This window comes from uncultured Pedobacter sp., from assembly GCF_913776295.1.
Classification (GTDB): Bacteria; Bacteroidota; Bacteroidia; order Sphingobacteriales; family Sphingobacteriaceae; genus Pedobacter.
Genome location: NZ_CAJYOJ010000078.1, coordinates 146,740 through 166,644 on the forward strand (window position 1 = coordinate 146,740; position 19,905 = coordinate 166,644).

24 protein-coding genes are annotated in these 19,905 nt (G+C 40.5%); 11 read left to right on the top strand and 13 right to left on the bottom strand.

The window, feature by feature from the left end; translation table 11 throughout:
• Positions 1-142 precede the first annotated feature (142 nt).
• Both QZ738_RS18390 and QZ738_RS18395 read right to left on the bottom strand, forming a co-directional pair.
• Positions 143-517: a hypothetical protein gene (locus QZ738_RS18390; protein WP_293789301.1), complete on the bottom strand. Its 375-nt coding sequence runs from the start codon at positions 515-517 to the stop codon at positions 143-145.
• 86 nt (positions 518-603) lie between these two features.
• Positions 604-1,122, bottom strand: a complete 519-nt coding sequence (locus tag QZ738_RS18395) for a protease (RefSeq protein ID WP_293789303.1) — start codon at positions 1,120-1,122, stop codon at positions 604-606.
• 222 nt (positions 1,123-1,344) lie between these two features.
• Here QZ738_RS18395 and QZ738_RS18400 point away from each other — a divergent pair, with 222 nt between their 5' ends.
• Together QZ738_RS18400 and QZ738_RS18405 are read left to right on the top strand one after the other, a co-directional pair.
• Positions 1,345-2,163: an alpha/beta hydrolase family protein gene (locus QZ738_RS18400; RefSeq protein ID WP_293789305.1), complete on the top strand. Its 819-nt coding sequence runs from the start codon at positions 1,345-1,347 to the stop codon at positions 2,161-2,163.
• Between the two features lie 234 nt (positions 2,164-2,397).
• Positions 2,398-2,652, top strand: coding sequence for a hypothetical protein (locus QZ738_RS18405; protein ID WP_293789307.1), 255 nt, complete (start codon positions 2,398-2,400; stop codon positions 2,650-2,652).
• Positions 2,653-3,089: 437 nt separating this feature from the next.
• Here the strand turns inward: QZ738_RS18405 and QZ738_RS18410 are convergent, their stop codons facing one another.
• The 3 genes from QZ738_RS18410 to QZ738_RS18420 all read right to left on the bottom strand — a co-directional run bounded on the left by QZ738_RS18410 (position 3,090) and on the right by QZ738_RS18420 (position 5,322).
• Positions 3,090-3,275 carry a hypothetical protein gene (locus tag QZ738_RS18410; protein WP_293789308.1) on the bottom strand — a complete coding sequence of 62 codons (186 nt, stop codon included), beginning with the start codon at positions 3,273-3,275 and terminating at the stop codon, positions 3,090-3,092.
• 132 nt (positions 3,276-3,407) lie between these two features.
• Positions 3,408-3,911, bottom strand: coding sequence for an RNA polymerase sigma factor (locus QZ738_RS18415; RefSeq protein WP_293789309.1), 504 nt, complete (start codon positions 3,909-3,911; stop codon positions 3,408-3,410).
• Positions 3,912-4,665: 754 nt separating this feature from the next.
• Positions 4,666-5,322, bottom strand: coding sequence for a response regulator transcription factor (locus QZ738_RS18420; protein WP_293789310.1), 657 nt, complete (start codon positions 5,320-5,322; stop codon positions 4,666-4,668).
• A gap of 243 nt (positions 5,323-5,565) precedes the next feature.
• Between QZ738_RS18420 and QZ738_RS18425 the strand changes: the two genes are divergently transcribed.
• Both QZ738_RS18425 and QZ738_RS18430 read left to right on the top strand, forming a co-directional pair.
• Positions 5,566-5,844 (top strand): hypothetical protein, encoded by a 279-nt coding sequence (locus tag QZ738_RS18425; RefSeq protein ID WP_293789312.1) that lies wholly within the window; start codon positions 5,566-5,568, stop codon positions 5,842-5,844.
• Positions 5,845-6,187: 343 nt separating this feature from the next.
• Entirely contained in the window at positions 6,188-6,661 is a 474-nt protein-coding gene (locus QZ738_RS18430; protein ID WP_293789314.1) for a BLUF domain-containing protein, read from the top strand.
• Between the two features lie 68 nt (positions 6,662-6,729).
• On the opposite strand, the gene QZ738_RS18435 is transcribed toward QZ738_RS18430, so the two are convergent.
• Entirely contained in the window at positions 6,730-7,107 is a 378-nt protein-coding gene (locus QZ738_RS18435; protein WP_293789316.1) for a response regulator, read from the bottom strand.
• Positions 7,108-7,774: 667 nt separating this feature from the next.
• Between QZ738_RS18435 and QZ738_RS18440 the strand changes: the two genes are divergently transcribed.
• The 3 genes from QZ738_RS18440 (at position 7,775) to QZ738_RS18450 (ending at position 9,184) form a co-directional block, all read left to right on the top strand.
• Positions 7,775-7,960, top strand: coding sequence for a hypothetical protein (locus tag QZ738_RS18440; protein ID WP_293789318.1), 186 nt, complete (start codon positions 7,775-7,777; stop codon positions 7,958-7,960).
• 396 nt (positions 7,961-8,356) lie between these two features.
• The gene (locus QZ738_RS18445; protein ID WP_293789320.1) at positions 8,357-8,569 is read left to right on the top strand and encodes a hypothetical protein; all 213 of its coding nucleotides are present in this window, start codon (positions 8,357-8,359) and stop codon (positions 8,567-8,569) included.
• Between the two features lie 111 nt (positions 8,570-8,680).
• Positions 8,681-9,184, top strand: a complete 504-nt coding sequence (locus QZ738_RS18450; protein ID WP_293789322.1) for a hypothetical protein — start codon at positions 8,681-8,683, stop codon at positions 9,182-9,184.
• A gap of 133 nt (positions 9,185-9,317) precedes the next feature.
• On the opposite strand, the gene QZ738_RS18455 is transcribed toward QZ738_RS18450, so the two are convergent.
• The 3 genes from QZ738_RS18455 to QZ738_RS18465 all read right to left on the bottom strand — a co-directional run bounded on the left by QZ738_RS18455 (position 9,318) and on the right by QZ738_RS18465 (position 11,244).
• Positions 9,318-9,803, bottom strand: coding sequence for a hypothetical protein (locus QZ738_RS18455; RefSeq protein ID WP_293789324.1), 486 nt, complete (start codon positions 9,801-9,803; stop codon positions 9,318-9,320).
• Between the two features lie 3 nt (positions 9,804-9,806).
• Positions 9,807-10,949 carry a zinc-dependent alcohol dehydrogenase gene (locus QZ738_RS18460; RefSeq protein WP_293789326.1) on the bottom strand — a complete coding sequence of 381 codons (1,143 nt, stop codon included), beginning with the start codon at positions 10,947-10,949 and terminating at the stop codon, positions 9,807-9,809.
• 79 nt (positions 10,950-11,028) lie between these two features.
• Entirely contained in the window at positions 11,029-11,244 is a 216-nt protein-coding gene (locus QZ738_RS18465; RefSeq protein ID WP_293789328.1) for a hypothetical protein, read from the bottom strand.
• Between the two features lie 500 nt (positions 11,245-11,744).
• Here QZ738_RS18465 and QZ738_RS18470 point away from each other — a divergent pair, with 500 nt between their 5' ends.
• Positions 11,745-14,342, top strand: coding sequence for a GAF domain-containing protein (locus QZ738_RS18470; protein WP_293789329.1), 2,598 nt, complete (start codon positions 11,745-11,747; stop codon positions 14,340-14,342).
• Positions 14,343-14,353: 11 nt separating this feature from the next.
• Positions 14,354-14,713: a response regulator transcription factor gene (locus QZ738_RS18475; RefSeq protein WP_293789331.1), complete on the top strand. Its 360-nt coding sequence runs from the start codon at positions 14,354-14,356 to the stop codon at positions 14,711-14,713.
• Between the two features lie 53 nt (positions 14,714-14,766).
• On the opposite strand, the gene QZ738_RS18480 is transcribed toward QZ738_RS18475, so the two are convergent.
• The 4 genes from QZ738_RS18480 to QZ738_RS18495 form a co-directional block, all read right to left on the bottom strand.
• Positions 14,767-15,306: a lipocalin family protein gene (locus QZ738_RS18480; RefSeq protein WP_293789333.1), complete on the bottom strand. Its 540-nt coding sequence runs from the start codon at positions 15,304-15,306 to the stop codon at positions 14,767-14,769.
• A gap of 66 nt (positions 15,307-15,372) precedes the next feature.
• A complete protein-coding gene (locus QZ738_RS18485; protein WP_293789335.1) occupies positions 15,373-15,528 on the bottom strand; it encodes a DUF2256 domain-containing protein in 156 nt (51 codons plus the stop codon).
• Positions 15,529-15,534: 6 nt separating this feature from the next.
• Positions 15,535-16,953: an SDR family oxidoreductase gene (locus tag QZ738_RS18490; protein WP_293789336.1), complete on the bottom strand. Its 1,419-nt coding sequence runs from the start codon at positions 16,951-16,953 to the stop codon at positions 15,535-15,537.
• Between the two features lie 117 nt (positions 16,954-17,070).
• Complete coding sequence (locus tag QZ738_RS18495) at positions 17,071-18,054, bottom strand: AraC family transcriptional regulator (protein WP_293789337.1); 984 nt, start codon at positions 18,052-18,054, stop codon at positions 17,071-17,073.
• A 104-nt stretch (positions 18,055-18,158) separates the two neighbouring features.
• On the opposite strand from QZ738_RS18495, the gene QZ738_RS18500 reads away from it, so the two are divergent.
• Together QZ738_RS18500 and QZ738_RS18505 are read left to right on the top strand one after the other, a co-directional pair.
• Positions 18,159-19,268 carry an FAD-dependent monooxygenase gene (locus QZ738_RS18500; RefSeq protein WP_293789339.1) on the top strand — a complete coding sequence of 370 codons (1,110 nt, stop codon included), beginning with the start codon at positions 18,159-18,161 and terminating at the stop codon, positions 19,266-19,268.
• Between the two features lie 309 nt (positions 19,269-19,577).
• On the top strand, positions 19,578-19,865 hold the full coding sequence (locus tag QZ738_RS18505; RefSeq protein WP_293789340.1) for a hypothetical protein: 288 nt from the start codon (positions 19,578-19,580) through the stop codon (positions 19,863-19,865).
• The last annotated feature ends 40 nt before the right edge of the window (positions 19,866-19,905 follow it).

Consider the following 19,905-nt stretch of genomic DNA (forward strand, 5'->3'; position numbering starts at 1 on the left):
CTGCTGAACTTATTTTTAGCATTCAGGTAGAAATCATCCCAAACAAGACCCTGAAAAAAGTTGACGACGGTTTTCGCTGGATTTGTTTATGCCACGTATCCGTCCTTTTAGTTCATGTTCGAGGAAATCTTTTTAATATAGTTTAAAGGTATTTCCCCTCGTGCATAGGCAGGCCTGTAGGCGAGGGGACTTCTCTTTGCTTTAGTAAAGGGAGATTTTTTATTGGAACCTGCCAATGATAGGCTGTCTGTGATTCGTTATCTCGAAAGCTATTATTACAACTCACTATATTTTTTAAAATTATCAATGATGGCCTGCCTGCCGTCGCGTTGCATTCTTTGGGATGAATGGATTCGGCCTCAAAAGTTCCGGTAATCCTGGTTTTTTCGCCTGATGAATCAAAAAAAATATTTACTATCCGGCCATCTTCAATGGTATATTCAATTTTTTGATACTCATCAACCGCAGTATAAGTTCCGGCAAAATCAAAACTCGCGCTTCCGTCTTTCGCTGCCATGGTATTCTTAACTTTCCACCGACCTTCAAATCATTTTCAGCATAAGGCAATGCCAACCGGGAGAAGCAAAGTTCCATTTAGTGATATTAATGTATCTCGTTATAAACAAAGGTCACGGTATCTTTAGACATTAAACCGCTCATGTTTCCACCCGTGTAAATCGCTTTATAACTTGATCCCTTTTTTAGATCGTATGCTTTAAGTAAGTCGGCATTTGCCACCAGACTGTCGCCAGGATTTACCTGCGTATAACTGGAGGCTGGAGGTGGCATAACCCTTTTGGCCATAGCACCTATATACTGCGCTTCTTCTCCTTTATCATTGATGATGCTTAAATAACTACTCATTAAAGGTTCGAATGGAGTATGCCAGATACAGAATCTTTTAACACTGTCGGTATTGTTAAGCACTACAAATCTCAATAACAAGGGCTCGCCGTTTACTACATTGCCATTTATTTTTAGTTTGACTTCCATTGAATCACTTTTGTTGGCAGCAGTCTGACTGGCATTTTCGCTTATAATGTTCGATGTGTTTCTTGTGGCTTCGCTACAGGCCGAGAATAGGATTATAAGGGCTGGAATAATTAATCTTATGTGTTTCATGAGCTGTTTTTGTTTTTATAAGCAAATGAGATTTAATATTGTTTGATGGAAATTAATTTAGCTAAAACGATTAAGTGATGCTTTCGTGATTGGATCCTTCGATTCGGTTTGATCGGTCCGGATCTTCGTAATTTTTTAAATTCAAATCTTCAAAATGCAAAGGCATAAGTGTTTATTTTATAAATTTAGCACGGTCTTACAATGATTATTAAAAATCACTTTATGAAAAATTACCTTTTGATAATTGCCTGCCTGTTCTTGTTTAATCAGGTAGTTAATGCAGCAGAAGTGGATACTGCTTTAACCTATAGCAAATCGATGAAAAAAAATATTAAGGCTGTAGTGATAAAACCTGATAACTATAAAACAGGAAAAGCTTTTCCGGTGGTTTACCTGCTGCATGGAGCAGGGGGGAGTTATGCCGAATGGGCTAAGAAAGTGCCGGGCATAAAAAATCTGGCAGACCAATATCAATTTATTGTGGTATGCCCTGATGGAAATGTAACCAGCTGGTACTTCGATAGTCCGGTTGATCCAGCCTGGAGATACGAAACTTATGTGGCCACAGAGCTGGTAAACTATATAGATGAACATTACAAAACCATTGCCGGCAAAAGGGGAAGGGCGATTACAGGTTTAAGCATGGGTGGACATGGGGCATTTTATCTGGCCATTAAACACCAGGACGTATATGGTGCAGTTGGCAGCATGAGCGGGGGCGTAGATATCAAACCTTTCCCGAATGGGTGGGATATTTCGAAAAGATTGGGCAGGCAGGATGAATTTCCGGAACGCTGGAAACAAAATAGTGTAATTGACCTCATTCACCTGATTAAGCCAGGATCTTTGGCAATTGCCTTTGAATGTGGCGTTGACGATTTTTTCTATAAAATGAACGTCCGCTTGCACGATGAGCTATCGTACAATAATGTTGCGCATGATTTTACTACCCGGCCTGGTGTACACAACTGGGATTACTGGGCAAATGCAATTAAATTTCAAAGTGTTTTTTTTAGCAATTATTTTAACCAAAAACCTTAAGTTAGTTTTTGGAAGGCAATTAACAGTCTTCTCTTTTTTGAACGGTTAAGCAGTTTTTTTAAATCGTTTGCGTTGCATATCAGAATGTGGATACTCAAATTTGGGGATTTAAATTGATGCAAGTACTGACTAAAAAATTAACTTTTAAATTACACACAAGCTAAACCGTTACTATATTTTTGGCCTTTCTTGAAATCTTATTTATTAAACAGGAAACGGAGATTTAAAACCAAAATGAAATACTTAGTCAAAGAAATCAGTGAAGGAAACTGCGATATTACTTTATTGCCTGAAAACCTGAATGATAGAAATCTTTTAGCAGAAACTACGAAGGGTTTGCAGAATGATTACCAGGCAACGATCCAATCGCATTATGAACATGCACTGAAAAATGAAGTTCATGGCAATGCCGCCTTTGTTTCGTTAAATAGTGAGCAAAGTAATTATCCAAAAAGGGTGAATGTAAATTACCAGATTGTTTTAAGCTAAAAGCTTTATTTATGGTAAAAAGGGAGTACTAAAAAAGCACTCCCTTTTTTAACATAGGCCGGTTACGTTTGATGGTGTCTCTTTTCAAGGTATCCCTTTTCAAGGTATCCCTTTTCGTGGTATCGCGTTTTTGGGGTTCCTGCCTTTGTTTAGATTTTTTTTTTCAGTTTTTTTCCTGGTGGTGTCCTGGCGGGTTTGTGCAAAAGTGCCGAAACAAAGCACTGATAGCAACAGTTATAAAATGATGTTTTTCATAATGATAGCTTTTTATTAAAAAGCAATACCAGATCAGGTAAAGTTTGGTTAAATAAGTGATTAATCGGATTTTTAAGTCTATTTAATCAAAACCGGTATTTATACTTAGATTAGCGTGGTGGTATGCCTTTTAACAACCGCGTCAACTCATTTATGTGTCGATATTTCTATTTCTACCCCAGTCAGGGCCATGAGACAGACCATTCGTCGAAACCCATTGAACCTTTCTTCTGATCTTCTTTCTTTTTATCTGTTTCTTTTTTGCCGGATTTCTTATAGCCTGCTAAGGGGTCAATCTGCCAGTCGTCATGATGAGGCTCCTCAACTTTTGAACTTTTTACTTCTGATGTACCTTTTTTGCTTTCCATGATATTAGTTCCTGTTTAGGTCAGATATTGTCAATGCGATGTCCATTTAGGCCTCCTTAAAATAATTTTAAGATCGCTATGTTACCGGATATTCATTAACGTTTTAGCTATAGCTGTCCATGATCTGATCCCTTAGCGGTAGATGCGCAGGTATTTTTTTAAACTTTGGCGCGCCTGATAAATATGGGTTTTCACTGTTCCCAGCGGGATGTTGAGTTCAAGGGCGATCTCATCGTAACTGTAGCCCTCAAAATATCGCTGAAAGGCAGCCCTGTAGTCTGTCCGGAGGGTATTCATTGCTTTTTGTATGTCTTCCAGTACCATCTTGGTTTCTGATAGGTTTTTAACAGGATTGTTTATCAGTTGCTGATCGTAAAGGCAATCATCACTTTCCCAAATGGCGGTGCGTCTTTTTTGCTTGCAACAGTTGTTGTAAAAGGTATTTTTCATGATGACGTACAACCAGCCTCTGATGTTGGTCCCTTCAGAGAAGCTACTACAAGATCCGACAGCTTTGATCAGGGTATCCTGTACCAGATCTTTTGCATCATCTTCATCAGCTGTAAGTTTAAGGGCCTGTGCCAGTAATGACTGTTTGTGATATTCTGCTGCCACGCAGAAGTTCTCTTGTTCCATGATCTTTTTTTTAATAACCGGTTCGACAAAATGTTCAGCCAGTGAACGTTTATTACCTAAAGAGAACCACCTTATTTTTTTTTGGTTTTGCACATTAGCCGGCTGTTTTAATAATGGGTATTAATAACAATAAGAGCCCGTATTATACGTATAGCTAAACCGTATAAATGGTTTGGAAAGATAAAGCGTTATTCAAAATCGGGAAGAAATGGCTTTTATAGCTATTATTATCGCCATTACTCTATCGATTGTTACACAGCTGTGGCCAGGAATTTGTACGGGAATAAAAGGTGATACATTGTACAAAAAATGTTGACCAAACATGGGTCATCATATAATTAGCCATAAAATCCTGATCTGTGAAGCGTGTGAAGCAAACTCCGATAAGTTTTGGAGGTGTTAAAACATCCAGTTTCAGAGATAAACTCACTCCATTTGATACATAGGTTTTGGGACAGATGTTTTCCGGCCTTTTTTTACATGATGGCAAAAATAATATCCTAATCTATAGATGATAATGACTTAATAAAGGGCGATTTAATGAAAAACTGATTACACGATGTCACTATTGGGATTTGATATTGAATACGTGGATTGCGTGATCTTGGGGGAAAGACCCTGAAATAAATTATCTTCGGTGAGCTCGATAAAGCGCGGTTCAGGGTGACAATCCCGTTGGAATAAATCGGTTTGGCTTTAAAACGTTTAATATTTTTATAGAACCAAGATTCCTGATAAACTGTGATGCATTTCATTAATTTAAATAACCATTTACCACGGCAAATCGGATCAGTGATGCGGTGTTTTTAGACCCTGTTTTATCAATCAGCATCTGGCGGTGCCCTTCGATTGTACGTTTACTTAAAAATAATTTATCAGCCATTTCCTGGTTGGTGTAACCTTCGGCCACCAGATTTAATACTTCAATTTCCCGCATGGAAAGATCTACCTGGACTTCCTCCTGTTCTGATTGGGCAGACGCTTCATGGATACAACGGTTAAGCATTGTTTCGGTCAACTCTACACAAAGGTATTTCGCTCCGCCGGCTACCGTTTTAAGGGCAAAGAGCATCTCGCTTTCATTTACGTTTTTTAAAATATAGCCATAGCTTCCTTCCATAAATGCCTGCATTACATATTTTTCATGATCCAGCATCGAAAGGATTACCACTTTAATATCAGGATGTGATGATTTAACGGCTTTTATCAGGCTGATACCGTCCATTTCCGGCATATTGATGTCAGCAAGTATAATGTCGGGAATCAATCCGGATGCCATGTGTTCCAATACCCGCGTACCATCATCAGCTTCAGCAATTACTTCAATATCAGCCTGCGATTCAAGTAACATTTTAATCCCGTTTCTTACCAGGTTATGATCCTCCGCAAGGATTATTTTTAATTTGTCCATATTAATTCCGGTTGATGTGACTTAAACTGGTTGATGTGATCGCATAAGAAATATGTATTCTTTCATCATTGTATTTTGCACATCTATACAACTGCCCTTCCAGCTTAAAAGTTTTAAGCTATGACGGGCGGGTAGAGGTGTTGTTTTTTTTAACGTCATATCAAGTATAGGGAAACAATTTTTACAATCAAATAAAAACATCATATACGATCTGGCTGTTGTATCATAAATAATTACATCATTATGGAAGAAGATCATAAAAATAAAAATCTTGCTGATCCGAAAGCAGATCATACCGCAGAGCATTCAAATATGCCCGACAATCAGGTTCCCCGCCACCGGAGCAATGATAGCAGTGAAATAGAAAAAGTGAAAGATGGGGCAGGTATGCTTGGCCGCGAAATGGGCGAGGGAGATTACGGTGCTGAAGAGGCCAGGGCCGATCCGGAAAAGGGTAATCCTGGCGAAGCCGGAAATATGCCAAATTCCACCTCTAAAAGTAAGACTGAAGAGAATAATTGATTTGGATGATTACAAAATGAAAAATTGTTAGCAGGGTTAAGCATGCATTGGTGCTTAACCTTTTTCTTGAAAGTAAAGATTGGTTTGCCGGGAAGGATGCTTACCTGTACCTTTATGGATCAGACCATTAATTTCACCTTATTCTGAAGATAGGATAGCAGATTGACTTAGGGTCAGGTTTAGACTTCTGAAATATGGAACCTGCAACATCAGCAGATGGTTCATAGGAGAAATTAGATTCCAGGTATAACTATACCGATAAATTTAAGTTTCCTACAACTCTGGTTTGTAAAACAGGAATCTCTGTCATTATTTTATTAACTTGTTAGCTAATGCTTTGCCTATGCCTGCAGGAATCTATTATTTAGTATACACCAGTATTGCCTCACACCTCATGAGCGATGAAGATCTTTTATTTCTTTTAGAACAATCGCGGCGTAACAATACGGCGCTTGGGCTCACGGGGATGTTGCTTTACATGGAAGGAAGATTTATTACCAAAACTGAAGGACGATTTATCCAGTTCCTGGAAGGGAAAAAAGAAAAAGTATCGGCTATGTATGACAGTATATGTGCGGATGAACGCAATAAAAGTATACTGCTGCTCGGATCGGGTTTTTGGCATAAAAGAAGTTTTCCGGCATGGTCTATGGGCTTCAGCCCGCTAAATGCCGATCAGCATCATAACATCGCTAATTTTTTTCATCTTGATGACGATACCTCTTTAACCAGACATTTATCAGATGCGAATGACACTGCTGACTTTCTTCGTTCTTTTTATATTATAAATGCTGATGTTATGGAAAAGGATTTGTAAGTGTGGTTTGATGACTGCAAGTTATTATAATCACCTCGATATAAGCAGTGACCGCTTATAGCTCATTTCTAATTTCTTATTTTGATCGCGCTGCGCAATACTTTCTTCACTTTATTAACCAGGACCGTATAGTCAAAAGGTTTAAACATAATGGCATCCGCTTCGCAGGTGATTTTGCCTATCTGCGATTCTAACATGGCCGTAATCAACATCACTGGAATATGACTCGTACTTTGATCTGCCTTGAGATCATTGCAAATATCACGTCCGTCGTGCGCATCCAAGAGAATATCCATTAAAACTAAATCGGGGCAGAATTTGGCTATTGAAGGTTCAAGCTGTATAGAATGGCAAATCCGTTCAACCTCAAAACCTTCATTTTCCAATACCAATTGGATTACCTCAGCATTACTGAAATCATCATCCACTACAAGAATTTTAGTCATAAGCTTTAGATTTAATTCCAATCTAATTTACTGTTATTTTATGTGAGATTGAATTTACAAACAAATTTTGGGGGTTTAACCATTAAAAATCGTTGCAACTACTTATCGGATAAATGACACAGATTGTGCTAAAGATTGTTTTTTTGTTGAAGTATACTATTTATATCAGTATGACGATGTGCAAAGCTTTTTTTTATTATAATGAAGTGGGTATAAGTACGCATTGGGAGATGTAAATACGTGTATTTTGTTCGCAGTAAACAAAACGAAGAAGGGCTTGTCTTGTAGCTAATTAGGTTCAGGTTTTATGGAAAAAAATAAATGAGGTGGCAAGCTGGTTCCGGCTGCCAAACTGGTGGTTGTTGGCGGGCATGAAAATAAGAATGGGAGGCCCGAAACAGAAATGCAGAAGGAAGAAAATAATCCTTTAGAAATGCTTAAGCGGTAGTATCACAGAGTGGTAAATCCTCTCCGGTAATTGAAGTAATTACTACTGCTAGTGGAGCGCATGAGAAGAGCTTTCCTGATTATCTGAAGATTTTTAACCATTGAATGTCAGCATTTAAAAAGACGGCGCAGTATGGGAAATTCCGGCACTCGAGCCCATTTTCATTTAATAGAAGCAAAACTATATTCATTTTCATCATGTTCTTCATTAAAAAAAGTTATGATGACAACGAACGTAGATCCGAACGAGGATGAAAATCAGAAAAATGAACAGCAATCAGATGTAAGTCCAAATGATGAGGAAAAAGCAGATGATAACGATGTACAACGTGGCCTAACCGGCGAAATTGATGATGAGGAAGATGTAAGCGGCGATCTTGCCGGTAATGCTGGTGGAAATACCTAAGCGCATCAAGGGGGTGGCTATTATCGCTATGATTCCGCTTACCAAAAAGGGAAAGCATTGCGTTTAAGCGAGATGGAAAATAAAACTTTTATCTCCTGAAATTATATCCTTAGAAAAATCGTCATTCTCAACTTGATCAGATGGCTAGTGGATGCGGATTTTACGACATGCATTAAGGTTAGCCTTGCTGAGCACATCGTGGTTCCGGCGGGTGCGAGAATGACGATCATTCCATTAGCGTTTATTAATTGTTGCTCCGTGAAGCACGACGACTTTTCTTTTAAGCCTATGAGGTAAATACGTTTAGCGCAGTGCAAACTACCCCTTTTGAATAAAAACGCAACTTTTGGCTTGTTAAGCAGCTTAATATTGGGTAACCCTTTAATTCAATATCATATGAAAAAGTACCTATTTATAGCTGTAATGGCTACAGCAGTTTTAATTTCATGCAATTCAGGCGCCAGATCGGAAGGTGCGGATTCGACCGGCACTGATACCACGATGAGTAATGGTGGCTCCCAGCAGGAAACAGTTGGGCAGGAGGATAGTACAACGAAAGATTCTACAACAACAGATAGCACTTCATCCAGATCCACAACTCCCCAATAATTAACTGTACATTTCAGCAATGGCGCATGCAGGTGAATATAGGTTCATCTGCGTGCGTCTTTTATTTAATATGATTTTTTGAATAGTTAATTGGTATACAGAATCGACGCTATGAAATTTTATCACTATTGCCCGCCGATGATATTGCTATTGGTAATGTTTACCGGCTGTGCAAAGCAAACAGGCGAATACAGGCTGGAACGAAATGATTTTTTGCATCCTTTAGCCGCTGTAATAGCATATCAGCATGCCCTGGATTTGGAAATAGCAAAAGTTCAGGATCAGCTGGAATTTGCATCTTTTCTGGCACAGAGAAGCGACAGTATGGCAAGGTATATTGCCGAACTACAAGCTATATGTCCGCTCCCTGAAGCTGATCTTACAACAGAGGCGAAAACAAAGTTGTTAAATCTACAGAATAGCGAGGGACCTGGTTACGATAAATTGCTTTTGCACTTGGTGATGCAGGCAGATGAAGATTTGATTGGCCTGCATGTTAAAGCTTCCGGATCAGCCGGATTAAAGGATGCGGTATTACGAGGGTGGACTGCAGAAAAACTTCCCATGCTCATCAAACGGCTCAATGCCAGTCAAACCATGTGGCATACGAAATAACAATACTTTCGTGATCCGGTTATGCTGATGGGTAACTTTTAGATCCCAAATCAAACAGAGGTGGGTTACCAGAACTTATTGGTTTGGCAAGCCAGATGTGGATAAAGTATCGCACACCTGACTGCCAAAGATCTTATCTTTTTTTTCGGGTGAAATAACTTAATAGCACGAGACTGACTACACCAGTAACCAGGATTTTTTTGGTCAATGCTGCGCGATTGTATTTCAATTCCGACTTCCATCCGCGTTCGGCAGGTATATTGGGAATAGTGCCGCTTTTAAAGTCATCTAAAATTCCTTCCCAGGCATTTATACGGTCGGCTAAAATCAACGGGATCCAGTGCCGGTAGCGGTCTTCGCTATGTTTAAAGGCATAACGGCGTATCATACCACTCAGGCCTGAAGGAGGCGATGCGTTACCAAATACGGCGCTAATTGCAGGGCGTTCAGTAGATTTAAGTATTTCTACATCAACAGGTTGTTTCGGAGGTTTTTCATACTCCGAACGTTTGTGGTCATCACCGGTGTAATTTTTCATCGGATAGGTGGGTTCATTCCGCTCATCGATATCCATTCCCCAGCCGGGAATATTTTTATAATCAAAATTGTTATTTTCCATGTTTTAAGATTTAGTTGATGGGATAAGTACCACCTTGATACATTCATCAAGCTTGGCTGAGAAGATGTGGTAAGCGTCTGATATTTCTTCCAGTGGGACTTTATGGGTAATAAGTCCTTTAGGATCAAGCCTTCCGGCCTGTACATGTTCAATAAGTTTGGGCAGCAGCCGTTTTACCGATGCCTGGTTAGCCCGAAGGGTAATCCCCTTGTTCAGTATATTGCCAATGGGTACATAATTGAATGGCGGACCATAAACACCTACTACCGAAACAATTCCGCCTTTTTTTACTGAATTGATTGCCCACTGCAGCGCCGTGGCGGCACCGGCCTGCATCAGTGTTATTTTACCGGTAAAAGTTTGAAGGGCATTTCCTTCTGCCTCACAGCCTACGCAGTCTATGCACACATCTGCACCATACCAGTCCGTGATCTTTTTTAGAAACACCACCGGATCTTCCATTGATTTAAAGTTGTAGGCTTCACATTTCGAATAATTTCTGGCAAATTCCAGTCGATAGTCGATGTGGTCGATAACGATTACCCGGGCTGCACCAAAAAACCAGGCACATCTGGCTGCCATAATCCCGATTGGTCCGGCTCCAAAAACAACTACCGTATCTCCCTCTTTAATTCCGCCCATTTCTGCCGCCTGGTACCCGGTAGGTACAACATCGGTCAGCAGAACGGCATCGTCGGGATCCATATCCGGTGGGATTACGGTAGGGCCTACATTGGCATATGGAACACGCACATACTCCGCTTGTCCGCCATTAAAGCCTCCGGCTGTATGCGAGTATCCAAAAATACCGCCAACAGCAGTAGCCATGGAGTTAGATTCATGACAGTTTCCATAAAGCCCCTGTTTACAGAAATTACACCTTCCGCAGGCAATGTTAAATGGCACTAATACCTGATCGCCAATTTTTACATTGGTTACCAGCGGGCCGATTTCTTCTACAACGCCAATAAATTCATGTCCAAAGGTCGAACCCACACGGGTATCAGGTACCATTCCGTGGTAAAGGTGTAGGTCTGATCCGCAAATGCAGGTACGGGTTACCCTTACAATCGCGTCTTCCGGATGCAGAATTTCAGGCATCGGGCGCTGTTCAGTTCTGACCCTATAAGGGCCTCGGTAGTTCATGGCTAGCATATTTTCTGGTTTTGTATAAATGATATTGTAAGTTTATATAAGCATTTTCTGGCGGACGTATCCGAAAAGTTTATTTTTTTGTCTCGCCCTTTTTCGGTTCGCGGCCTGCATCAGGCGATACACCAATCATCTTATGTTTTTCAGGATGCCGGGCTGCGTTTTCTTCAAGCCCCTCCAGCTGATCCTGATTGCCTGCTCCGCTTATGATATTTTCAGCAGGCTTTCTTACCGGTGTTTTACCTGCATTTACGATTTCAGGGCCGTTATCAGTACGTTTTTTTTTCATATTTTTATAATTGATGCTGAAATAAATTGAAGTCTTTTTTTGTTGATTATCAGTATTTTATGCGTGATAGTAAGGTGGTAATGATTACAATTATTTACTTTCCACCCATTATGTTTTGCTCTTTACTTTTTATAAAACCTAAGCGCTTTTATAAAAGTTTAGGTGTTAATTACGTGTTTTTGATGTATTAATACTCGAATTAATAACATGCCTATATCCATTAAACGCCTGGCTTAGACGGGTATATTGCCTAGGGTAAGCTACGTAATACGTTTTTTTTGAGTTTGGGAAACTTTAATCCGGTGGATATGAACTAATGTTCAAAAAATAGAGGCGATGGATAGAAATGCAACATTTTAATGTGATTCATCAATAGATGTCCTTGTAACATCATTGTGAGTAGTTGCGGCTAAACAATCTGAATTCGATTTTGTTTTTCCGGTTGTAACGTTAATGTAACCACACACATCTATCAATGTTTCAATAAATATTGTGGAATTATGGCCGATAAAAAAGAATATGAAGAACCCGGGCAGAGCGCTTGGAAAGAGCGACAGGCATTTTTGTTGCGGTTTAGCGATACCCTTAGGGCCTATAATAATCAGGATGATATAGGTAAAGCCGCAGTGAAAATGCTGGCTAAAGAATTAGAACTTGACCGGTGCTATTGTGCAATGATGGATTTCACTAAAGACAGGGCACAGGTGATGTATCAAAGTGGTAACTCTTTAATTCCAATCACTCCTGATAAACTTTCTTTGGCAAATTTTCCTGAATTGCTTCTTCGGTCGATTGAGTGTTCACTTCTTATTAATGATGTTCTTTTAGACGACAGGTTAAGCGCCAAAGACCGCGCGAACTTCGAGGCAATTTCATTTCGGGCGCTAGCCGCCTGCACCATACGCCGGGGTAAAAAACATCCCGTATGGTCGCTTGTGGCCGTCCAGTCGGCGCCGAGAAATTGGACAGAAGTGGAAACCATGTTACTAGAAGAGGCTGCCGAACGTGTGTATAGCGCCATTGAAAATACCCGCGCATTAGCGGCTTTGGCTGAAAGTGAAAAGAAATACCGAACGCTCTTTACTTCTATCGATGAATGTTTTTGCATTATTCAAATGATATTCGATGAAAACGGAAAGCCTGTGGATTATCTCGTTCTTGAAGCTAACCCGGCATTGTATGCGTTAACCGGACTTACAGACGCTATAGGGAAACGGATGCGCGACATGGCACCTTCTCACGAACAATTTTGGTACGATAAATATGGCGAAATAGTCCTAACTGGTAAGCCTGCGCGTTTTCAGCACCAGGCCGACGCTTTGAACAGGTGGTACGATGTTTACGCATTTCCTATTGATGAGCCACAAGAGCTGAAACTCGCTGTCTTGTTTAAAGATATTACGGAGCGTAAACACTTAGAGGAGCGGCAAACGTTCCTCTTAAAACTAAATGATTCCTTGCGGCCTTTAACCAATCCGCTCAATGTGCAAGATACCGCTATGAAATTGTTAGCTAAAAAGTTGGGGGTGATGTACGCTGGTTATTTCGAGACGGAGGAGGATGGAGATTCTTTTTATGTTGCGGGACGCTTCGAAGATCAGACCATGCCTCTGCCTGAGCGTATGCGCTTATCGGATTTCTCTATGTCGCTGGCAGCAGCTTTCCAGTCCGGCCGCACCGTGGCTGTAGCGGATACGCGTATAAAAAGCGAATGGGTGAAGTCGCCCGAAGCCTATTCCGGGATTGGCGTGGCTGCCTGGGCTGCTGTTCCTCTCTTGAAACATGGAAAGCTGATGGCCTGGATTGGCATAAATTCAAGCAAACCCCGGGCATGGAGTAAGATAGACCTTCAAATCCTGAATGATGTTGCCGAACGTACCTGGGATGCCCTCGAACGTACGCGGGCAGAGCAGGCCCTGCGTGATACCGAATTAAAATATCGCCTTCAACTGGAGAATGAGGTAAAAAAGCGTACCAGAGAATTACAGGAAAGCCGCGACAGTCTGCAGACTATTTTTGACGAACAGATCAAAGCAGAAGAGGAACATAATAAGGCCTATCTGTTGCTGCAGAAATCGGAGGAAACAGCCTTATTGGGCAGCTGGGAGTTCAATCGTATTAGTGGTCATTTAATCTGGTCTGATGGAATGTACCGGTTGTTTAATCTGAAAAATGGAACGCGGATCACACCAGCTGTTTATTTGAAATACGCAATTGAAAAAAGCCTGGCCAAAGCTAAAAATGTTATTCAATGCATCCAAAACAGTAATGCTGATTTTGAGGAAACATTGGAAATGAATATTTTGGGTAAGATCAAAGTGTTGCGCATTAAAGGAATTCCAGTACGAAGCAATCAAGGTGTTATTGAACACGTGTTAGGAGTAGATCAGGATATTTCAGCGATGCGCGAAGCGGAAGATAAAATCAAAAAAATGGAGCAGGAGCAACAATTGAAGATCTTCCGGACTTCGCTGAGTACTTTGGAGGAGGAACGCCACAGGATATCTGAAAGTTTGCATAACGGGATCGGACAACTTCTTTATGGTATAAAGATCAACATGTCTAGCCTGCGCGCTGGAGCACCAGAAGAAGAATTCAGGCATAATAAAGCCTACATTAATGAACTATTAACCCAGGCCATTGCAGAAACGAGGCGGGTTTCGCATGAGCTTATGCCTACCACGCTTGACCAGTTCGGATTAAAAAGCGCAGTTGATGATATTTGCAGGCAATTGTCAGGAAAAATTGAATTCAATTGCCACATCTCCGTTCAGCATAACCGGTTAGAAAAGTACATGGAACTGGCGGTTTACCGTACCACTCAGGAACTCATGACCAACGTAGTTAAACATGCAAAGGCGACCAGCTGTGAAGTAATGATTATTGTTGGTACCGACCAGGTAAAAATTGTTGTCAGTGATAACGGTCAGGGGATGTCGGAAGGGCCAGAAAAAGTTAACGGCATAGGCCTGGCATCGATCCGCAGTAAGATTGAATTGTTGGATGGGCAGCTTACCATTTCCTCAAATCCAGATAAAGGAACGCATGTAGAAGTAATTATTCCCCATCAGGGGCTAACCGATAAGCCAAGCAGGTAATGATAAAATTAATGATCGTAGAAGATAATGAAGTTGTTAGGCAGGGCCTTTTTAATATGCTTGCGGGACAAGCAAATATTGCCATTGCTACTGATGCTGAAAATGGAGATAATGCACTAAAAAAGCTGGAACATGGTGTATCGATCGATGTGATGTTGATCGATTGGAATATGCCAGGTATATCGGGCTTAGAATTAACTAGATGGGTGAAATTGCAAAGGCCTGAAATTAAAATCATTATACTAACCATGCACAGTAAAGAGGAATACAGGGTACAAGCTTTTAATGCCGGAGCTTCTGCCTATGTGCTTAAAGATCTTGAAATTGAAGACTTGGCCAAAATCATTCACGAGGTTTATGCAAAAGTTTGATTTGGGTTATTTTCCATCAGAATCTTCACTATATCACCGTCTTGTATTCAGCCTTAATCTTGAATGGTCCAAACCAAATCGTTGGTTTGGTAGCCGAGATCCGCTGCTTTTTTTAGGTAATTTGACTTTGTCGCATTAGGAATGCTTTTCGTCCTGGAGAGTATCCAAAGGTAATCCAGGTTATTTCCGGCTATCAGGGCGTACTGGTAGTCTTTATCGATTTCAATTATATTATAGCCTGCGTAAAAAGGACCAAAAAAGGAAACTTTTAGCCTGCCTTCATCATTACCTTTTACAAATTTAGCTTTCCCAATGCTCTGCTTCCATTTGTTGTTAGCCATGTCGTAGCCCTTATTATCAACCTTGATAGATCCGTCGTCATTTTTTGAATAGGTAGCGGTCACATTCTTGAGGTTTTTTTCGAACTTGAAATCCATTCTGGCAATTTCATACCAGGTACCTAAGTATTTATCCTGGCTAAAGGGCTTAACTGCAGTCGCGCCATTGGGTATTGAAACTTTACAACTGGTATAGGTTGCTGCTACGATGGCCAATGTGGCGAACAAAAAAGTATTTCTATATATTTTTTTCATGTTGTAATCTTAATAACTGCAACAAAGGAGAAGTGCAAATGTTTGGATGCTAAAGATGCGCATGATTTATATCGTTTTTGTCAGGCTTTTTGTGCGCCTGCATTTTTGACTGCAATAGATCACCTCATCCCAATGCCTCGCCCACTTGGCGCGCCACATAAACGGACGGTTGCAAACGGGGCATATTTTTTCAGGTAGATGCTGTTTTTTTACCTCTTTCATAGCAGTCTAATTGACGATTTTGTTGATCATGCCATTAAAAATAAAATAATGGAAGGGTAGCACAGCGTACCAATACAATCGTCCTGCTAAGCCAAGCGGTCTAAACGTGGCTGTTTGATAAACGCAGTTGTCTACGATTTTAAACTCCAGCCAGGCTTCACCAGGTAATTTCATTTCAGCATATAACAACAGCCGGCTTTCCTCAGTATTGGAGTAGATTACCCGCCAAAAATCAAGCCGGTCGCCTGTACTGATGGATGTTGGATTTTTTCTTCCGCGGTTAAGGCCGACCCCGCCAAATAATTTATCCAGAAAACCACGAAAGTTCCATAGCCAATCAGCATAGTACCATCCTGAACGCCCGCCAATGGCAAAAATTCTTGCTGCAGCCAGTTTACGATCACTCGTGTGGGCCGATTTTCGATCTACAAATACGCCATTAGTGGGAACAGCGAGCAGCTTTTTAATCATTTCCTTCGAATAGGTTTTTCCCATGGCATCATACCAGCTGGAAAGTACCATATTTTGCTCGATCTTCTGAAAAGCAAGTTCAATAGCTTGCTTGTAAGGGATTAATTTAATATCAAGTTGTTCTGGTAAATCATTCGGTTCTGCCACTACATCTACATGCATGCTGTCTACCAGATTCCGGGCAAGGCTGTAAGAAGTTGAGGTTACAAAATATAACCAATAGGAAGAAAGTCTGGGCGTCATAACCGGCACGATTAAAATGCGCCTTTTCAGCTTCCTAACCGCTGCAAATTGCAACAGCATGTCTTTATAGCTTAATATATCCGGACCATAAATGTCGTAATGTTTACCGAATGTGAATTCTTTTAAGAGTACTTTAAATAGAAACTCGATCACATTGCGGATGGCGATTGGCTGGCATTTGGTATGTAACCATTTAGGTGCGATCATTACAGGCAGTTTTTCCACCAGATCGCGGATAATTTCAAATGACGCACTTCCAGATCCCACAATAATGCCAGCCCTCAATGTGGTAAGCGGTACTTTGCCTTCGCCCAATAACTGCTCTACTTTTTTACGGGAGGCCAGGTGTTTAGAAAGCTCAGTACTATTTACGATTCCGCTTAAAAATATAATTTGCCTGGCTGCGGTTTGCCCAATTGCTTTTGAAAAGTTACGGGCAGATGTTGCCTCACTATCACTAAAATTTTTGTCGCCGCTCATAGAATGAACAAGATAGTAAGCAGCATCAATATCTTTTGGTAGTGACTGTAAACTTTCCGGTTTCATCAGGTCAGCTTTAATCACGTTGATCTTAGCATCAGGGCCAAACTTATTCTGATCGAAACGAACGGCATTTCTAACCAGGCAAAAAACAGTGTGGCCTTGTTCTAGCAGGACGGGAAGCAATCGCTGAGCGATATAACCGGTTGCCCCGGTGAGTAGTATGTTCAAGTTGTAGTTTTAATATAACAACAGCTATCTGCCTATTTATGTTTGCCGGGGGGGAGATAAGTTTAAGGTAAACTTTGATATTATATAAGCATGCATATTTTTGAGATATACATTGCTCTAAGGGGTGGTCTTGATGTTAGTTTTTTGAAGATTCTGCACGTATTTTTTAGGCTTCTTTCCGATATGCTTTTCAAATACCCTGGTAAAGTGTCCAAGGTTCTCAAACCCCATTTCATATCCAGCTTCAGAAACTGAGAGTTTTTCCTCTCGCAGAAGACGTGCTGCCTCCTTCATTCGTAAATGTTGGTAGTAGTCGTACACACCCATGCCGAACACCTGTTTAAATATTTTGCGCAGTTTAAATTCATTCATTCCGGCAATCTGCTTTAATTCTGCTATCGTATTAAAATTACTTAATGAGGATACGATCCTGTCTCTTACATTGTAGACCGCCTGAATTTCTTTTGCGTTCAATTTCAAATTTTCAGCACTTTCCCGTTTCTTTAAACTTTCAAACAGGTAAAATAGTAATTCCATGGCCTTCACTTTATAATAAAAACTTTTTAAGTGGCCTGGCTCTTGTTTTTTAGCAATTTCATTTACAGTCCTCAAAATATCATCCGTCATCAGCTCTTCTATCCAAAAGCTGTTGGCACGATCAAACAAATAAGCAAAGTGCTCCGCCTCTTCCTTTAAAAAATCCTTCAGATATTGCGCACTGATGCTAATGGAAACATGAGATACCTGTGTGTTTTTTTTAAATTGCAAAGTTTGGCTTATTGTATATGGAAAGATGCGCACATACGGTGCTTCCATAGTATGTCGTGCTTTTCGGTTTTCCGGTTCCTTGTTTCCATAGTGTTCAAATATATTATGGAATATAATTCCGATACCATCAACGAGATCAGATTGGCCGGTTACACGGGTAAAATCTTCTTTTACAGCAAATGATCCGAAATGCATGGCCATGTCAGGTAAAAAAGTTAATCCTTTAAAGAAAGTGACCTCAAAATTCTCCAACACATTTTCCAAGACCAGTCCGAGTTTGTTGGTGAACTGCTGCATATCGCTGTCAACATATTCATTTTTTTTATCTTTCATTTTTTCGACTAAAAATGCTAGTTTATTGAATATTTTAATCGTAAAGATACGATTAGTTTTGTGGTAAATAAAATGCATATCAGCAAAAATAAAATGTAAAAGCGATGAAAAAACAAGTATTGATATCAGGTGCAAGCTTTGCGGGACTAACGTTGGCCTATTGGTTAAACAAATTTGGTTATGAAGTTACGGTAGTTGAATTGGGGAATGATCTCAGAACAGGCGGTTCGCCAATAGACGTACGTGGTGCAGCTCTGGATATAGCCAGGGAAATGGGTATTTACGATCAGATTAAAGCCAACGAATTTGTTCATACAGACGAGATCGTTGATGCTAAAGGAAAAACATTGGTACACTTTGCCATTAATACCTTGCCAGAATATCTGGGCGACATAGAGATTCACCGTGGTGATCTGGTAGAGATTATCTACGATGCCATTCCTAAAGATGAAGTTCACATCATTTTTGGCAATAGTATTACTGCATTGATTCAGCACGATGATTACGTGAAAGTATCTTTTGAGAAAGGAGGTGATCAAATTTACGATTTGGTATTTGGCGCTGACGGCACACATTCTATGGTGCGAAGACTCGTTTTTGGTCCGGAAGACGACTATAAAAAGTTTTTGGGGGTTTACTTTGCATTTGCGGCGGCAGACCATATCCAAACTGGCAGGCCAAAATCTACCGGCATGGTATATCGCGAACTGGGAAAACAGGCTGTCATCTTCCAGTTTAAAAATGCTGCAAACGCTATTTTGGTGTTCCGGGCACCGAAATTGAATTGGGATTACCGTGACCGTGACCGGCCGAAGCAAATCCTGAAAGATTACTTCGGTGGGAATGAGAACTGGAAAATTCCGGAAATTATAGAAGCCATGCAGACTGCCGACGACCTTTATTTCGATGAGGCCTGTCAGATCAAAATGCCTTCATGGACAAAAGGCAGGGTAGGGCTAATTGGTGATGCGGCTTATGCCCCAAGCTTTTTTACAGGGATGGGTACCAGTCTGGCCATGCAGGGTGCAACCATGTTGGCAAAAGAATTATCTCACCATCAGGATTACCAGACCGCTTTCGCAAAATATAACCAGCGATTCAAATCATTCGTAGAAAGCGTTCAGGAGAGGGTTGATGCTTCACTCAAAGTTCAGCTACCTGAAACCGAAGAGGAATTACAGGCGTCTTTTTTGGCCTGGAGCAATAATCAGTAATACTTATGGAGAGCAGTCTTCAGGTAAAAAAATAAGCGGACTCCACAATTTATAAAAAAAAGGCCTGCTAAGTGCTAACTTGCAGGCTTGTTATCATTTTTATGATTTGCGTACTCGGGGCGGGAAATCATCAGAACAATTTCATCCCTTCGCTGCTTTAGTCGAAATGAAGTCAAATAGCAACGAATTTGATTGATTATGGCTATTTTGCAAGTTTATACTTACGCTCATGAAATTAACATTATTAGCCTCTTATTCATCTTCATTCTAAATTTATGTACATTTAGTGTGTTGGCGGATGCCTTTATTGTGATTAACAATAACGACAGTGGAACCGGGAGTTTACGCGAAGCGCTAATAAAAGCTAATACAAATCCGGGAAACGATCTGATCTCATTTAATATTGGTAGCGATACAGAAGCTTCTAGAACCATTTCGCTATACACCCAGCTTCCGGTGATTACTGAAGGACTAATAATAGACGGTACTACTCAGCCAGGAAACCCATTTGGAAGGAGTAACGCGAAAATTATCATTCAACCCGCCCCCAACATTGCACCCCAAAATCTCTTCGTGATTAAAAAATGTAGATGGTAGTTTTGTTATCAGTGAGCGTTTACTTTCAGTTAATACCCCT

Coding starts and splice junctions, on each gene's coding strand:
- QZ738_RS18425 (WP_293789312.1), top strand. CDS start 5,566: ATGGAAGAAGATCATAAAAATAAAAATCTTGCTGATCCGAAAGCAGAT.
- QZ738_RS18420 (WP_293789310.1), bottom strand. CDS start 5,322: ATGGACAAATTAAAAATAATCCTTGCGGAGGATCATAACCTGGTAAGA.
- QZ738_RS18460 (WP_293789326.1), bottom strand. CDS start 10,949: ATGAACTACCGAGGCCCTTATAGGGTCAGAACTGAACAGCGCCCGATG.
- QZ738_RS18480 (WP_293789333.1), bottom strand. CDS start 15,306: ATGAAAAAAATATATAGAAATACTTTTTTGTTCGCCACATTGGCCATC.
- QZ738_RS18450 (WP_293789322.1), top strand. CDS start 8,681: ATGAAATTTTATCACTATTGCCCGCCGATGATATTGCTATTGGTAATG.
- QZ738_RS18495 (WP_293789337.1), bottom strand. CDS start 18,054: ATGAAAGATAAAAAAAATGAATATGTTGACAGCGATATGCAGCAGTTC.
- QZ738_RS18465 (WP_293789328.1), bottom strand. CDS start 11,244: ATGAAAAAAAAACGTACTGATAACGGCCCTGAAATCGTAAATGCAGGT.
- QZ738_RS18435 (WP_293789316.1), bottom strand. CDS start 7,107: ATGACTAAAATTCTTGTAGTGGATGATGATTTCAGTAATGCTGAGGTA.
- QZ738_RS18395 (WP_293789303.1), bottom strand. CDS start 1,122: ATGAAACACATAAGATTAATTATTCCAGCCCTTATAATCCTATTCTCG.
- QZ738_RS18415 (WP_293789309.1), bottom strand. CDS start 3,911: ATGGAACAAGAGAACTTCTGCGTGGCAGCAGAATATCACAAACAGTCA.
- QZ738_RS18400 (WP_293789305.1), top strand. CDS start 1,345: ATGAAAAATTACCTTTTGATAATTGCCTGCCTGTTCTTGTTTAATCAG.
- QZ738_RS18430 (WP_293789314.1), top strand. CDS start 6,188: ATGCCTGCAGGAATCTATTATTTAGTATACACCAGTATTGCCTCACAC.
- QZ738_RS18485 (WP_293789335.1), bottom strand. CDS start 15,528: ATGAAAGAGGTAAAAAAACAGCATCTACCTGAAAAAATATGCCCCGTT.
- QZ738_RS18440 (WP_293789318.1), top strand. CDS start 7,775: ATGATGACAACGAACGTAGATCCGAACGAGGATGAAAATCAGAAAAAT.
- QZ738_RS18475 (WP_293789331.1), top strand. CDS start 14,354: ATGATCGTAGAAGATAATGAAGTTGTTAGGCAGGGCCTTTTTAATATG.
- QZ738_RS18405 (WP_293789307.1), top strand. CDS start 2,398: ATGAAATACTTAGTCAAAGAAATCAGTGAAGGAAACTGCGATATTACT.
- QZ738_RS18500 (WP_293789339.1), top strand. CDS start 18,159: ATGAAAAAACAAGTATTGATATCAGGTGCAAGCTTTGCGGGACTAACG.
- QZ738_RS18455 (WP_293789324.1), bottom strand. CDS start 9,803: ATGGAAAATAACAATTTTGATTATAAAAATATTCCCGGCTGGGGAATG.
- QZ738_RS18390 (WP_293789301.1), bottom strand. CDS start 517: ATGGCAGCGAAAGACGGAAGCGCGAGTTTTGATTTTGCCGGAACTTAT.
- QZ738_RS18410 (WP_293789308.1), bottom strand. CDS start 3,275: ATGGAAAGCAAAAAAGGTACATCAGAAGTAAAAAGTTCAAAAGTTGAG.
- QZ738_RS18470 (WP_293789329.1), top strand. CDS start 11,745: ATGGCCGATAAAAAAGAATATGAAGAACCCGGGCAGAGCGCTTGGAAA.
- QZ738_RS18445 (WP_293789320.1), top strand. CDS start 8,357: ATGAAAAAGTACCTATTTATAGCTGTAATGGCTACAGCAGTTTTAATT.